The organism is Buttiauxella warmboldiae, assembly GCF_003818135.1.
GTDB classification, from domain to species: Bacteria; Pseudomonadota; Gammaproteobacteria; order Enterobacterales; family Enterobacteriaceae; genus Buttiauxella; species Buttiauxella warmboldiae.
Genome location: NZ_RPOH01000064.1, coordinates 28,563 through 41,572, shown reverse-complemented (window position 1 = coordinate 41,572; position 13,010 = coordinate 28,563). Strand labels below are relative to the sequence as shown.

The window sequence follows — 13,010 nt, the reverse complement described above, 5'->3', positions numbered from 1 at the left end:
CCTGTGGAAGATAAGAGTTATCCTGTACAAGATATAATCGTTACCCGCTGCAGGCCTCCACCCTGGATAGCCTGAGCGGAAGATATCTATATGTAAGCAGCATAATTTTCCGCTGTCTGTTCTAAAACGATCGGTTTATCCGGAACTTCATCCTTCCACCAGGCCCCTGTAAACCACTTTGGCTTCTCGGGGCATCTTAATAAGGGCAGGCTCAAGCTTTCCCGCGTTCTCCCCCCTTTTGATGCGATCGCTGAGTTTCATAAGCAGGAATATTAAATTCGATCGTTATCACAATTATGAATCACCTCAACCGGCGCTTCTTGACAGCATGGTTATTTACCCTCAATGTAACTATATTAGTTACACAAATCAGGCGTGGTACTTTCATGTCATTAAAAAAATTAATCATCACTGACAAATCTTCTGTTTACGTCGAGGTAGTAAATTACGGTGCACGCTTGCATCACCTTGGCAAACACGCCGGGCATAATGTGGTCGTCTCACCGGCAAAGGTGGCTCACTACTTATCTGATAAAAACTGGATGGGTGCGACTATCGGGCCGCGTGCACACCTGCTACGTGATGGTTTATTTCAACGCCATGGAGAAAAGTTTTATTACGATAGAAATTTTCAGGGGCATCACTTACACGGTGGTCGCAATGGTTTCCATTGCCATTACTGGCAAGTGGAAAAACATACTGATAACGTTTTACAGTTGGGGCTCACATTAAAAGAAAGCGGCCGCTTTACGATTCAGTATCGTATTTCAAAGAACACCCTCTCAATAACCTATCAGGCAAAAGTAGCAACACCGACGTTAATTAATATCACCAACCATGCTTATTTTAATCTTTCAACCGAAGATCGAATTTATCAGCACTGTATAAAAATTGATTCTCCAGCGGTTGTCGAAACTGATGATAAAAATCTACCGCTACCAACATCATCTTTGGTGGCAGATAGCATCCTCGACTTGCAAAAACCCAGGAGTCTTAATAGCCTGGCAAACATTAATATAAATAGTGAGTTGCAGAAAACACAGGGTTATAACCACTGCTATTTATTGAATAAAAACTCAGCGACAGCTGCTGAAATCTCGCACCCAGATGTTAACTGGCGCTTGCAAATCAAAACCTCCAGACCGGCAATACATCTCTTCACTGCCAATAACCACAGAGCATTGCTAAAAACAAAACCGTGGCGGCATTCATCATTATGTCTCGAACCGGTATATCCCATTTCAGATTATCTACTTGGAGATGCAGCTTTATCATTAACGCACCCTCAAAGGGATTATTGTGAAACCGATAGTTATCAATTCATTGCATTTTAATCAACCGTGAGAATAAACAATGAAATATATTAGCGAACCCGCACGTGATATTCCAGTAACTAAAGTCTGTGACGTATTAGTCTGTGGCGGTGGCCCGGCTGGATTTGGTGCAGCCATTGGCGCAGCCAAAGCAGGTCAGAAAGTGATTGTGATTGAGCGCAACAGTATTATTGGTGGAATGGCAACCGCTGGACTTATGAGCCACTGGACAGGAAATACCGAAGGTCCGGTGCTTGATGAGCTTCTTGAGCGAGCTCGTGGCAGCCACACTGATTATAATTATTTTGGTGAGAAAATTCTGCGCTCGAAATTTATTATCGACCATGAAAAACTTAGCCTGACAATGCTTAAAATGCTTGATGAACACAATGTAGAAGTGATGTTTTATACGCAAATCTGCGATGTGATTATGGATAGCAACGTTCTTCAGGGAGCGATCGTGGAGAATAAATCCGGCAGGCAGGCCGTGTTGGCAAGCAAAATAATTGACGCCACAGGTGATGGGGATGTTGCCTGCCGGGCTGGAGCCCCGTATCAATTAGGCCGGGAAACGGACAACGCCATGCAGCCAGTCACGCTGATGATGCAGGTATCAGGTGTGGATTACAGCCGCGCTATTTTCCCTGGGGAATTTGAAGATAATGTTGATGTACCTCGAGGAAAAATCCAGGACTTAGCCCATGATTATTTTGAAAATCCAATGGGACATGTCTTGCTTTATCCTTCCACCGTAGAGGGGATCGTAACGGTTAATATGACAAATGTGACCGGTATTGATGGAACCAATAATACAGATATTTCACGTTCTCAGGTCAAGCTGAGTTTGCAAGTGGAACGCGTTATCGATTTTCTACGTGAATATGCACCAGGCTATGAACAATGCCGCTTATACCGTACGGCATCAATGATAGGCGTCAGGGAGACACGGCATTTTTCTTGTGAATATACAATAACCGCTGAAGATATTGAGCAGGCTAAAGTATTTGATGACTGGATTGCCACTCGCTGTTATTTTAACTTCGATATTCATAATATTGAGGGTGCCGGGCTGGATAAAACCGGTCGGCAGAATGACTTTGTTCAAACGGAGCGTTATACCATTCCAATGCGTTCGCTGATACCGCTAAAAGTTGAAAACCTGCTGCTGGCAGGGCGCTCAATTGGTGGCACGCATATGGCTCACTCCAATTTCCGCGCGATGGCAATCTGTCTTAATATAGGTCAAGGCGCTGGCGTTTGCGCCGCCATTGCAAATAAAAACAAAACCAGGCTACGTGACAATTACTATCCGGACGTTCGTAAGGAGTTAATTAGCCAGGGTGTTACGGTCTAACGCTATCTACGTCATGTAGATAATTTGCTACTATTAGCTCTATGGAGAATGAACATGAGCCTGATAGATTATGCTGTGTTATTTATTTTCTTTATCGCAATGGTTTTTATTGGTCACGTAACTTCGAAAAAAATGGTTAACACCCGTGAAATGTATGCCGCGGGCGGGAAATCCCCGTGGTGGATGTCCGGAATATCATCGTATATGACCATGTTTTCTGCCGGAACATTCGTGGTATTTGGTGGCATTGCCTACCGTTATGGGGTGGTATCCATCGTATTATTAATGACCATTGGTATTTCCACATTTATTGCCGGTTATTTTTTTGCTGCGCGATGGAAATCACAGGGGTTTGATTCCGCTGCGGAATTTATTGCTCATAAATACGGTAAATTTGTACTGCAAGTGTTTACCTGGCTTGGTATGGTCACCAGAATGATCGGCGTTGCTATCGCCTTATATTCAGTATCGGTAGTCGTGTGCTCGCTTATTCCCCTCGGCAAAGAAAATATACTTGCCAATGCCGAGGGGATGATGAGCGTGAATTATATGATCCTGATTGTCGGTATCGTACTGGTTATGTACACATTTATGGGTGGATTGTGGGCTGTTTTGCTTACCGACTTCACACAGTTTATCGTACTGACATTCTCTGTGCTCATCGTGGTACCGCTGATTATTTCGTATGGTGGTGGCATTGAGACAATTATTGCAAAACTCCCCGCCGAACATTTTAGCCTTACCCATAACGAGTATACAGGTTGGTTTATTTTTGGCTGGCTTCTCACCCACGTGTTTAAGATTGGTGGGGAATGGGCCTTTGTTCAGCGCTATCTCTGTGTCGCCACGCCGATTGACGCAAAAAAATCCGCCTATCTGTTTGGTGCGTTGTATGTCCTGACGCCAGTACTGTGGATGCTCCCTCCGATTGTCTATCGAACGATTGATCCTACGGCGAATCCCGAGCAGGCGTATATTCTGGCAGCAAATATGGTATTACCGGCAGGCGGAACCGGGCTGATTGTGGCATCCATGCTGGCGGCAACGGCAAGTATGGCATCCGGTGAGTTAAATGTGTTTTCAGGAGCATTAACAACCGAAGTCTATGGCAAAATCATACGCCCCGGATCTTCCGATAGAACATTATTACGCGTGGGTAAATTTGTTACGGTTCTGCTGGGAAGTATTGTCATTTTGCTCAGCCTGGCTATTCCGTATCTCGGCGGAGCAGAAAAAGTGGTCATTTTAATTACTACGCTATTTGTTGGGCCAATGGTTATGCCTGCGCTATGGGCGCTGTATGTCAAACCCGTGACGAAATGGCACGCATGGCTGACGATTATCGGTACAGGGATTATGGGTCTGTTACTGCAGGTGGCGTTTAAAGATAGCGAATGGGTGAAAGTGAATCTTCCGGTGCTGAATCTGGTCGTGGGCATCGGTACCCCACTGTTAATGTTGCAATGCACAACCTTATACCTGAGAAAAAAACAGCAGGCATTAACCTCTGTTGTGTAGCCTGCCCCCCCCGACCCGGCAGCCGTTGCCGGGTTATCTTCTTAGACAAGGGATTGGACAACGAAAATTATAGTGTTTAAAGTAAGTTTTTCGCTTCTGTTCAGAGATTATCAGCGTGTCAGCCCAGCCAAATCAAAGCATTATCCACGGTATTATCTGCCTGCAAACGCTGGCGGCCAGTCCTGTGCCGGTCGGGTGTCGGGAACTTGCCCGCCAGGTTGATCTTCCTGTCATGACGGTCAATCGAATCCTGCGCACTTTGATGTACATGGGGATGGTGGTGCAGAATGAGAAAAAATCCTACCTTCCCGGCCCGGCTATTCATGTACTGGCAGCCCAGTCAATTCACGGTTCAGAACTGATGAATCGGGCTCTTCCGGTTATCGAAAATTATCTCCCCGTCAATCATATAGTGTCTGTTGGCGTGCTGTGGGGAGACAAAGTCAGCTATCTTATCCACGCGCTACCGGAACATTCTTTCTCTCAAAGCCTGTTAAACAATCACTTATTTGATGTGACTCAGTCCACCATTGGGGTGATGCTGCTATCGCGTATGAAAGATGAAGAGATTCTGCAGCTGCTGGGAAACGAGCGTTTTGACGAGGTCAAAGAACCAATAGATTTTGCGCGCATAAATGGATACGCGAGCCGTGTACACAGCTCGCCGCAGGAGCGGACAATAGCGGTAATGCTTGATGAAAAAAATCATGCGGCGATTGCCCTTTCTCGCCTGCATATTCGTGATGAAAATGAACTTGAGGCCTCCCTTAAAAGTTTATATGAGCTGCGGGATAAGATTATTGGGCAGTGAACCTGAAAGGCAGGGACACTGGCTCAGTTACCAATAGCATCGTAAACCAGGGTTATTCATTTTATTCGTGCATACTTTCGCTATCCTGCTGAAAAAACATTCAATGATGCCCTGGTATTCAGCAGGTTATTACAGACACCTCACGTTTAATGGCATCAGTTCCTTGAAAAACACTTAAAAAAATATATTCCCACATCAATATCTGCTGGGTATTTTATTAACATTGGTCAATATGGCTCTTTTGGTCGAAATATACCCACCTTCATTAAGTGCAGAGATGATTTTTGAGACCGAACTTCGGGATATTGGGTGTCGTTCCATAATATATTTAAATATAGAAGTGTTTTTTCTAATGTCTTCTGGAAGTGCCCATATCTGCTCTAAGCTTTTTTTTATAATGTTGTAGTTATTTATATTAATGCTGTTGCTTAAATGAATTGATTCATAAACATCAATTACAAAAGATATTACCTGGAAACACTCCTTCCATAAATTCAAATTATCGAGTGCATTGACAACCTCAGCATTACTTTTAACCAGAAAACTAACTTCCGTATCAGATTTCATATAATATTTTGAATCTTCATGAAAAACGCCAGTTAATCCTATGCAAAACGGATGACTAATGTTAATCAAAAGCTTATCATCATTTTTATGATATAGCGAAATAAGACCTGACTGGCTTTGTTGAATAAAGCGAACTTCTGACAGCAATCAGGATCAGATCACCATATTCCTGATCCACTAGCGGTATCCCGTGGCAAAGCAAAAGTTCAAAATCACTAACTGGGCGGCCTACAACAAGGCTCTCGTCAATCGTGGGTCTCTGACATTCTGGCTTGATAAGTCAGTCGGCCATTCAGGCCTGGTACGACGAGCCAAAAACGTCTTCACGGGGGCGTTCACAACGCCGATCCCCCATCTATCGTAGCGAGTGGCGTCAAATACAGAACACCATTTTCTGTCATTGGCAGCCTGGTCGCCTGAAACACAAACACAAGGATCGACTATTATTCCCCTGCCCACTGGCACAATTAAGAAATTTTAGTGACACAAAAGAACGGCTGGCATTTCTTAATGATTAATGACTCGCACTACCTCGCTTCAACACCAATGTCGGTACGCTATTGTTTTCCTGCGCTGCTGCGTATAAATCTGCCTCTGCGGCCTCGGAGATGACCCGATCTAAACCAAAAGTGTGCCAATCCCGCAGTACCGTATGGCTACGAATTAAATCTTCGCCTTCATACTGATCAAACTGCATTCGCCAGCGCATCAGGTCCGTTCCATCAACGGGAGCGCCACTCATTGAGATCTCATAGCGCTGGGTGCCCAGCCGGGTATTAGCCACTTGCTGTTGCGCCACGCACAAGGGGGAAGAAATCGCCATGGTATCAACCACAATGATCCCCTCAGGGGCAAGCAATGAAGAGGCTTTGGCCCAAAAACGGACTCTTTCCTGCGGCGTAAAAAAGCCCACACAGCCGGAAAGTAAAATAATGTCGACAGGCTGGTCGATTTTCAGATATTCAAAAGTGGAGGGATAAATACTGACGCAGTGGCGTAATGCAGCCTCGCCCAATACCCGCGTCATCAGCGCGATACGCATAGCGCCAGAAGGCTCGACAGCATGAATATGCACTTCAGGATAGAGTTTCTGGAGCAGCGGCAAACTTTTACCGCTTCCGCACCCCACATCAACCACCCTTTTCGCATACGGCTTGTGCGTTTGCAGTATCCTGACAAAATCCTCCTGTCGGCGAAGCCAGTGTTGTTCTGACATCAGATCGTAAAATTCGGCAGAGATCAGGTAGGAGAGATCTTCATTCATCATCATGTTCAATTACCTCTCTTTGGTTAATGTGCATCCGGTCTGCGGCAGCGTAATTCCAGCCCTGCGCCGACATCGCGGGCGGCAACGTAATACGGTAGTCAGCACAGATCGCGCTAAATTCCTCATCATGCGTTATCAGCACCACCACGGCGCCCGTGCTCGCCAGCTGCTTCAGGCGTGCCGTCACCTGATGCAAACCTTGATAATCCAGCCCGGAAGTAGGCTCATCAAAAATAAACACCTCGCGCTGCTCCAGCAGGGCCAGAGCTAATATCACCCGCTGCTGCTGCCCCCCAGAAAGCACCATAGGGTGTAGCGTCAGCAGCTCGCTCAGCGCCATATCATGAATCACCTTATCCAGAGTGTGTGCGCTGGCATGATGCCGTCCCATCTGCAGTTCCTGCGCCACGCTGGCGCCAAAAAGTTGGCGATTAACATCCTGCATGACCAGAAAGGCGCGACGTAAACGCTGCCGCAGCGGAAAAGGTTTTCCATCAAGCAGGAGCTTATCGCGCGTCTTTTCCAGGCCTGCAATTCTGTTGGCGAGCGTACTTTTCCCCGCGCCATTTTCACCGCACAGCGCCGTAATGCAGCCACGCGGAAAATACAGCGCTCCTCTTTCGGGATGGTGATAAGACATCCCACTATCACCAGCGGGCGGTTCGGGAATCTGCGCGCTGGCGGGCCGAGTCAGCGCCCGCAACCCCTGCCGACGGCGCAGCGCATCATCACGCTGCCAGAACTGGCTGGCGGGAATATCTTCAACGATTTTTCCGCCTCTGAGCCGAATAACACGGTCAACCACATCACGTAAAAACCAGAGACGGTGTTCAGCAATAACGATGGTCATACCGCTCGCCCGCAGGCTCTGTAGTATGCCGGTCAACGCCGCGATACTTTTTGCATCAAGACCAGAAGTGGGCTCATCCAGCAGCAAAAAAGCAGGCTGGTCCATCAGCGCCGAACCTATCGCTATGCGCTGCAGCTCCCCTCCGGAGAGCGTAAACATACTGCGGCTCAGCAAATGGGCGATCGCCAGATGCTTTGTGATACCGGCGGCCCGCGCCAGAATTTCATCCGGGTGTTGTCCTGCATTCTCACTACCGAACGCCAGTTCCCCCAGTGGATCGGCGCAGAAAAATTGACGGCGTGGATTTTGATAAACCGTGGCCACCTTGCGCCCCAGCTGCCAGAGTTTTTCCCGTGCCGGAACGGCACCGTTAATGCTGATATGGCCGCTAATCTCACCGGGGATAACCTGCGGCACAATGCCGTTGATCAGGCGCAGCAGAGTAGATTTTCCGCAGCCGCACGGCCCGGTTAACAGCACACACTCTCCCTGCCTGATAGCCAGACTGACGTTATCCAGCGCCGGACTATCCAATGCGGGAAACCTCACGCTGACCTTATCGAATAGCACACCGTCCATCACCCTCCTCCGCAATAAAAGAACAGCGCCACCAGCGCGATGCACAAAAGGCACAGCAGCAGGTCTGCACTGCCGAATTTGAGCGGCAAAATCGAAGATGGCGTAACGGGGCTGCCCAGCCCACGGCTGAGCGCAGAGGCGGACAGGGCTTCTCCGGATCGTAACGTCGCCCCGATAAGCGGGATCAAAATAAACTCCAGCGTTCGCCACGGGTGCAGCAGTACACCACCTTTACCCGGCAGTCCACGCATGCGTATCGCGCCGCGAATCGCCCGTTGCTCCTCCCATATGACCGGAAAAAAACGCAGCATAACCGCAAGCGGGATTGTCACGGCTTGCGGTATCCGCAGGCGATTCATTCCGGCAATCAACAGATTGGGCGGCGCCGCGCAGATAAAGTAATACCCCATAAATCCCGCAATGAGCCAGGGCCGCACATACATAAACGCCGCCAGCAGCACCATCGCACCGGAAGGCAGACTGCCAGGCCTGGCGATGGCAGTAAGCAGTCCTAAAGCGCCAATGCAGAATGCCAGTATCGCAGCGGCACGCCAGCAGTGCCGTAGCGCCAGCAATACACACACCACAGCAGTGCATACCATCTGGAAAACCCCGCCTTTACCGGTCATCACCAGCGTATTTATCACCAGCAGCGCAAATATATTGGTACGCACATCGATGCTATAAGCCGCTGGTACCAGCAACGTTTTATCAACCATTTTTCTGGGCCAGCCCCGCCTTCACAAAATGCTTATTGAGCATGACCAAGCCAATCACCGCGCCCAGCAGGCCGGAGACAAAAATCCCCACCAGCGTCCAGCACACCACCGATACGGAAAAAAGCTGCGTAAAACTGTGGGCATATTCAGCGCCCAGCTGTTGAGCAACCTGCGCTTCCATCTCCTCACGCATAAACAACAGCGGCAATATCCCGCCCACGGACCAGAGATTGAAAACGCTGTAGCCGAGGATCGTCAAAACTCTGCTGTGGTTTTTTCTCGCCGCCCGGCAGATGACATCGGCAATCGCACCGGCCACCAACGCCGAGGCCAGCGTCAGTATGTAGTCCCCGGCAAGCACCATGATTACGGCCAGCACCAGCGCCATTAAGCCAATGAGTCCTCCCTGCTTCACCCGCGTCAGATAGAGCATAAAAGGGATGCCCGCAACCAGGCCGGACAGCGATTTAGTCAACGGGATCAGAAAGGGAGAAAACACCGCCAGCATGTTAATCACCATATTGATAACGATGATCATCACCGAAAAAATACCGAGCGTAATGAGTTCCTGGGGCCGTATCGTCATGGAAAAATCTCTTCGTTATGCCGCATCGGCGGCGGCGAAATATGGCTATGCCAGAAGCGAGCATAGCGTCCTTGTCGGTTGATTAACTGTTGATGCGTACCCTGCTCGCAGACCTGGCCGCCATCAATAAAGACAATCTGGTCAGCCGCTTTCACCGTATTCAGCTGATGGGCAATAACCATCACCGTCGCTCGTCCCTTCAGGGTATTGATGGCACGCGCAATCGCCATGCCCGTCAGCGGGTCCTGCGCAGCAGTGGCTTCATCGAGCAACAACACGGGGGCATTCTTTAACAACGCCCGGGCGATGGAAACGCGCTGGCGCTCACCGCCAGAAAGCAGACGCCCTCCTTCTCCTACCGGGCTGTGCCAGCCCAGCGGAAGACGGTTAACGATTTCCGTTACGCAGGCCAGATCCGCAACCGCCTGCAGCTGTGCCTCGCTGGCTTCCGGGTTCCCCATGCGAACATTGGCTTCCAGCGTGTCGTCGAATAGGTAAACGTTCTGAAATACCAAAGAGATAGCGTTCATCAAATCGGCGTGCCGCAGCTGGCGAATATCCTCGCCGCCAAGCGTGATGCGTCCCAGGTTGACATCCCAGAAGCGGGCAACCAGCCGTGTAAGGGTGGTTTTTCCGCAGCCGGAAGGCCCTACCAGCGCCGTCAGAGAACCAGGGGCAATCGCCAGATTGAAATCCCGAAAAAGCCAGGGAGCGTTTTTGTCATAGCGGAAGGCAACGTGTTCAAAAGAGAGGCCATAGCGGGCGGGCATCGCATGCGGCACCGCCGCTTCAGGCAAAACCGGGAGTGCTATCAGCCGAGTCACGTCATTAAGCTCGATTTGCGCGCGCTTAAATGCCGTGCCCATCTCAGAGAGAATTTTCAGCGGGCCAATAAATTGAGCGCCCAGCCCTATCAGAACAACCGCCCACACTGGATCCAGCTGCGAGCTTAGCGTCAGCCATACCGCCACGCCGACCACCAGGCCATAGATACCCTGCACCACCACCGACTGAGCAATCAACCCAAGCACCGAGGACCATAAAGCCTTCACCGTAGCCTGCCACTGGCGGTCAACGGCTTCGGTTAAGGGAGGGTATCCTTTACTACCTGGCCCGCTTAGTCCCGCCTGACGTAGCAGCATCTGATGATCGATAAACTCCAGCAATCGCGTATCGGTCTGCCGTGACGTCACATGTAGCTGTTCCTGCCCGGCCGCATTGCGTCGGCTTCCCCACCGGGCCGCCAGCCAGATTAGTGGTGCCCCTGCCAGCAACATTCCCCCGATACGCCAGTCCAGCACGAGGCTCATCAGCGCAATTGTCAGTGGCGTGATGATATTAATAATCAGCGGCACCAGTAGATCCATCACCGTTTGCGCCACAAACAGCGTTCCCCGCACTGCCACGCCGCTGGCGAAGCCTGTAGTGCGCGAGGTAAACCAGCCGAGTGGCAAAGCCACCAGTTGCTCACCCAGGCGACGATGCATCACCACCATGATGCGCATTGCCTCATTAAAACCGCGCATCGTTACCCAGGACTGAAGGATGCCGTTAACTAGCGATCCTGCCAGCAGGCACAAACAGCCGATAAGCGCGGCGTGTCGGTCAGCGATGAAAAGCGCATAGACAACGGCAATAAAACTGCCAAGAACCAGCCCCTGAAAAACGCCAGCCAGCGCCACGCAGATGATAAAGCGCCAGAATTTAGCCCCTGCCGCGCGTTCATCCAGCTGCAGCAACGTTGCAATCATATCGTCCCCTCCGTCTGTCGCTCGGCGATAAATTCCCGCCACAGGCAGGCGTATTGCTTATCGTCAGCCAACAGCGTCTGATGCTTACCGCGCTCTCGTATCTGGCCTTTATCAAGCAGCACGATTTGATCTGCGCCCTGGATTGTCGACAAACGGTGCGCAATCGCCAGCGTTGTCCGTCCACGGGCGAGATTGGCGATGGCTTCACGGAGCTCAATTTCAGCATCCGGATCAATAGCAGAGGTTGCCTCGTCCATAATTAAGATTGGGCGGGCAGCAAGAAACAGCCTTGCGATCGCCACCCGCTGCGCTTCCCCACCTGAAAGATGCGCATCGATCCCGGGCACCGCATCATACCCGCGCGGTAGCGCCATAATTCGCTCATCAATCAGAGCCGCCCGCGCCGCCTGACGAATGGCCTCCAGCGGTACGTCCTCCATTCCCAGGGCGATATTTTGCGCCAGAGAAATAGCCGGTAGCGCAGGCGTTTGTTCAAGAACGCCCACTATTTCGTAGAGCTGAGACAGGGGAATTTGTCGGATATCGTGTCCGTCAATGCAAATCTGCCCGCAGCTAACATCCTGCTGGCGGGCAAGCAGGCGTGCCAGCGTGGTCTTGCCTGCTCCAGAAGGCCCGACCAACGCCGTAAAGCTACCGGCAGGCAGAGTCAGATTGATCCCTCGCAGAATCTCCGTCTCGCCGTAGGAGAATCCCACACCTCGCAGGGTTACCTCACCCGCACCCGGAGAAACCCGCTCTGTGGCATCGGGGAGTTCCTCCTGGCTGAGCAACCTCTGAATATCGGCCGCAGCAACAAATGCAGCGCTCCGCACCTGACTCGCCAGCGCCACCGTCATAATTGAGGCAGGTAGCAGCATCGCCACCAGCGTAGCAACCATGATTTCTGCCGCCGTCATCGTGCCGCTTTCAACTCCCCACATCCCCGTCAGCAACATGAGCAAAGCCACTACCGGGGAAGAGATGGCAATAATGGCAACCGACTGAGCCTTCATCGCCGGGCGCACAAGGCTGCTAAAATCGTCGTGAAAACGACGCGAAGCATCGGTAAATCGCTGGTAACCCTCTCCTGCACGACCAAAGACTTTAAGCACCGCAATACCACGAACATAGTCAACAATGATGGCGCTGATCTCAGCCAGCTGGAGGGAGATTTGCCTCATGATGTCGCGCATGCTGCCACGCGCCAGAAGCGTCAGTATCAGGAAGTAAAGCGCGACGGGCGCACAGGCCGTAAGCCCCAGCCGCCAGTTGAGCGTAAAGCAGAAGCAGAGCCCCACCAGGGGGGTCATAACAAGGGCCACCCCTTCCACCAGGCTATGCGCTACCAGCTGATGCAGCGCCTCTACATCGTTTTGAATAATCTGCCGGGTGCTGCCGGAGGGCCGTTCACTGAACCATATTGCAGGCAATCTACCCAGCTTATCAATAAGCTGCATGCGCAGAGCGCGCTGCAGACTGGCATCAGCAAAGTGTGTTATCGCCAGCGCAATCGCCCCCAGGCCGGACTGCAATCCTAGCCCGATGACAAAGATCCATAACGACCGGGAAACCGACTCCACAGCGGTCTTCCCCATCAGCCCCTGGGCCATATCGACCAGTGACTGATAGACCAGCCAGCCACTCAGGCTGGCTATGATTTGCATAGCAACGGCAATCAGCATGGGAAGCAAAACC

General features: G+C 50.8%; 11 protein-coding genes and 1 pseudogene. 5 read left to right on the top strand and 7 right to left on the bottom strand.

The annotated features are described in order from the left end of the window. The first annotated feature begins 386 nt into the window (after nt 1-386). From EHN07_RS14850 to EHN07_RS14835, 4 genes are all read left to right on the top strand, one after another. The gene (locus tag EHN07_RS14850) at nt 387-1,334 is read left to right on the top strand and encodes an aldose epimerase family protein (RefSeq protein ID WP_167467317.1); all 948 of its coding nucleotides are present in this window, start codon (nt 387-389) and stop codon (nt 1,332-1,334) included. A gap of 19 nt (nt 1,335-1,353) precedes the next feature. After that, nucleotides 1,354-2,667, top strand: a complete 1,314-nt coding sequence (locus EHN07_RS14845; protein ID WP_124024868.1) for an FAD-dependent oxidoreductase — start codon at nt 1,354-1,356, stop codon at nt 2,665-2,667. A gap of 48 nt (nt 2,668-2,715) precedes the next feature. After that, the gene (locus EHN07_RS14840; protein ID WP_124024867.1) at nt 2,716-4,185 is read left to right on the top strand and encodes a sodium:solute symporter family transporter; all 1,470 of its coding nucleotides are present in this window, start codon (nt 2,716-2,718) and stop codon (nt 4,183-4,185) included. Between the two features lie 115 nt (nt 4,186-4,300). Continuing rightward, nucleotides 4,301-4,996 carry a helix-turn-helix domain-containing protein gene (locus EHN07_RS14835; RefSeq protein WP_167467315.1) on the top strand — a complete coding sequence of 232 codons (696 nt, stop codon included), beginning with the start codon at nt 4,301-4,303 and terminating at the stop codon, nt 4,994-4,996. A 195-nt stretch (nt 4,997-5,191) separates the two neighbouring features. Here EHN07_RS14835 and EHN07_RS14830 read toward each other — a convergent pair whose 3' ends face one another. Then, nucleotides 5,192-5,710, bottom strand: coding sequence for a helix-turn-helix domain-containing protein (locus EHN07_RS14830; protein ID WP_167467314.1), 519 nt, complete (start codon nt 5,708-5,710; stop codon nt 5,192-5,194). A 43-nt stretch (nt 5,711-5,753) separates the two neighbouring features. Here EHN07_RS14830 and EHN07_RS14825 point away from each other — a divergent pair. After that, a pseudogene (locus EHN07_RS14825) lies at nt 5,754-5,846 on the top strand (IS5/IS1182 family transposase); the annotation flags it as partial. 231 nt (nt 5,847-6,077) lie between these two features. On the opposite strand, the gene EHN07_RS14820 reads toward EHN07_RS14825, so the two are convergent. The 6 genes from EHN07_RS14820 to EHN07_RS14795 are packed head-to-tail and all read right to left on the bottom strand — an operon-like array spanning nt 6,078 to nt 12,997. Beyond that, on the bottom strand, nt 6,078-6,833 hold the full coding sequence (locus EHN07_RS14820; RefSeq protein WP_124024864.1) for a class I SAM-dependent methyltransferase: 756 nt from the start codon (nt 6,831-6,833) through the stop codon (nt 6,078-6,080). Continuing rightward, complete coding sequence (locus EHN07_RS14815) at nt 6,820-8,259, bottom strand: ABC transporter ATP-binding protein (protein ID WP_124024863.1); 1,440 nt, start codon at nt 8,257-8,259, stop codon at nt 6,820-6,822. The genes EHN07_RS14820 and EHN07_RS14815 overlap by 14 nt, the downstream gene beginning before the upstream one ends. Next, a complete protein-coding gene (locus EHN07_RS14810) occupies nt 8,259-8,978 on the bottom strand; it encodes an energy-coupling factor transporter transmembrane component T family protein (RefSeq protein ID WP_124024862.1) in 720 nt (239 codons plus the stop codon). Before EHN07_RS14810 ends, EHN07_RS14815 begins: the two co-directional genes overlap by 1 nt. Continuing rightward, nucleotides 8,971-9,564 carry an MptD family putative ECF transporter S component gene (locus EHN07_RS14805; protein WP_124024861.1) on the bottom strand — a complete coding sequence of 198 codons (594 nt, stop codon included), beginning with the start codon at nt 9,562-9,564 and terminating at the stop codon, nt 8,971-8,973. The genes EHN07_RS14810 and EHN07_RS14805 overlap by 8 nt, the downstream gene beginning before the upstream one ends. After that, entirely contained in the window at nt 9,561-11,315 is a 1,755-nt protein-coding gene (locus EHN07_RS14800; RefSeq protein WP_124024860.1) for an ABC transporter ATP-binding protein, read from the bottom strand. Before EHN07_RS14800 ends, EHN07_RS14805 begins: the two co-directional genes overlap by 4 nt. Beyond that, the gene (locus tag EHN07_RS14795; RefSeq protein ID WP_167467313.1) at nt 11,312-12,997 is read right to left on the bottom strand and encodes an ABC transporter ATP-binding protein; all 1,686 of its coding nucleotides are present in this window, start codon (nt 12,995-12,997) and stop codon (nt 11,312-11,314) included. Before EHN07_RS14795 ends, EHN07_RS14800 begins: the two co-directional genes overlap by 4 nt. Between the last annotated feature and the right edge of the window lie 13 nt (nt 12,998-13,010).

Bases quoted from the DNA above. Each gene is read 5' to 3' on its own strand.
- EHN07_RS14795 (WP_167467313.1), bottom strand. From the start codon at position 12,997: ATGCTGATTGCCGTTGCTATGCAAATCATAGCCAGCCTGAGTGGCTGG.
- EHN07_RS14850 (WP_167467317.1), top strand. From the start codon at position 387: ATGTCATTAAAAAAATTAATCATCACTGACAAATCTTCTGTTTACGTC.
- EHN07_RS14840 (WP_124024867.1), top strand. From the start codon at position 2,716: ATGAACATGAGCCTGATAGATTATGCTGTGTTATTTATTTTCTTTATC.
- EHN07_RS14810 (WP_124024862.1), bottom strand. From the start codon at position 8,978: ATGGTTGATAAAACGTTGCTGGTACCAGCGGCTTATAGCATCGATGTG.
- EHN07_RS14800 (WP_124024860.1), bottom strand. From the start codon at position 11,315: ATGATTGCAACGTTGCTGCAGCTGGATGAACGCGCGGCAGGGGCTAAA.
- EHN07_RS14845 (WP_124024868.1), top strand. From the start codon at position 1,354: ATGAAATATATTAGCGAACCCGCACGTGATATTCCAGTAACTAAAGTC.
- EHN07_RS14820 (WP_124024864.1), bottom strand. From the start codon at position 6,833: ATGATGATGAATGAAGATCTCTCCTACCTGATCTCTGCCGAATTTTAC.
- EHN07_RS14815 (WP_124024863.1), bottom strand. From the start codon at position 8,259: ATGGACGGTGTGCTATTCGATAAGGTCAGCGTGAGGTTTCCCGCATTG.
- EHN07_RS14805 (WP_124024861.1), bottom strand. From the start codon at position 9,564: ATGACGATACGGCCCCAGGAACTCATTACGCTCGGTATTTTTTCGGTG.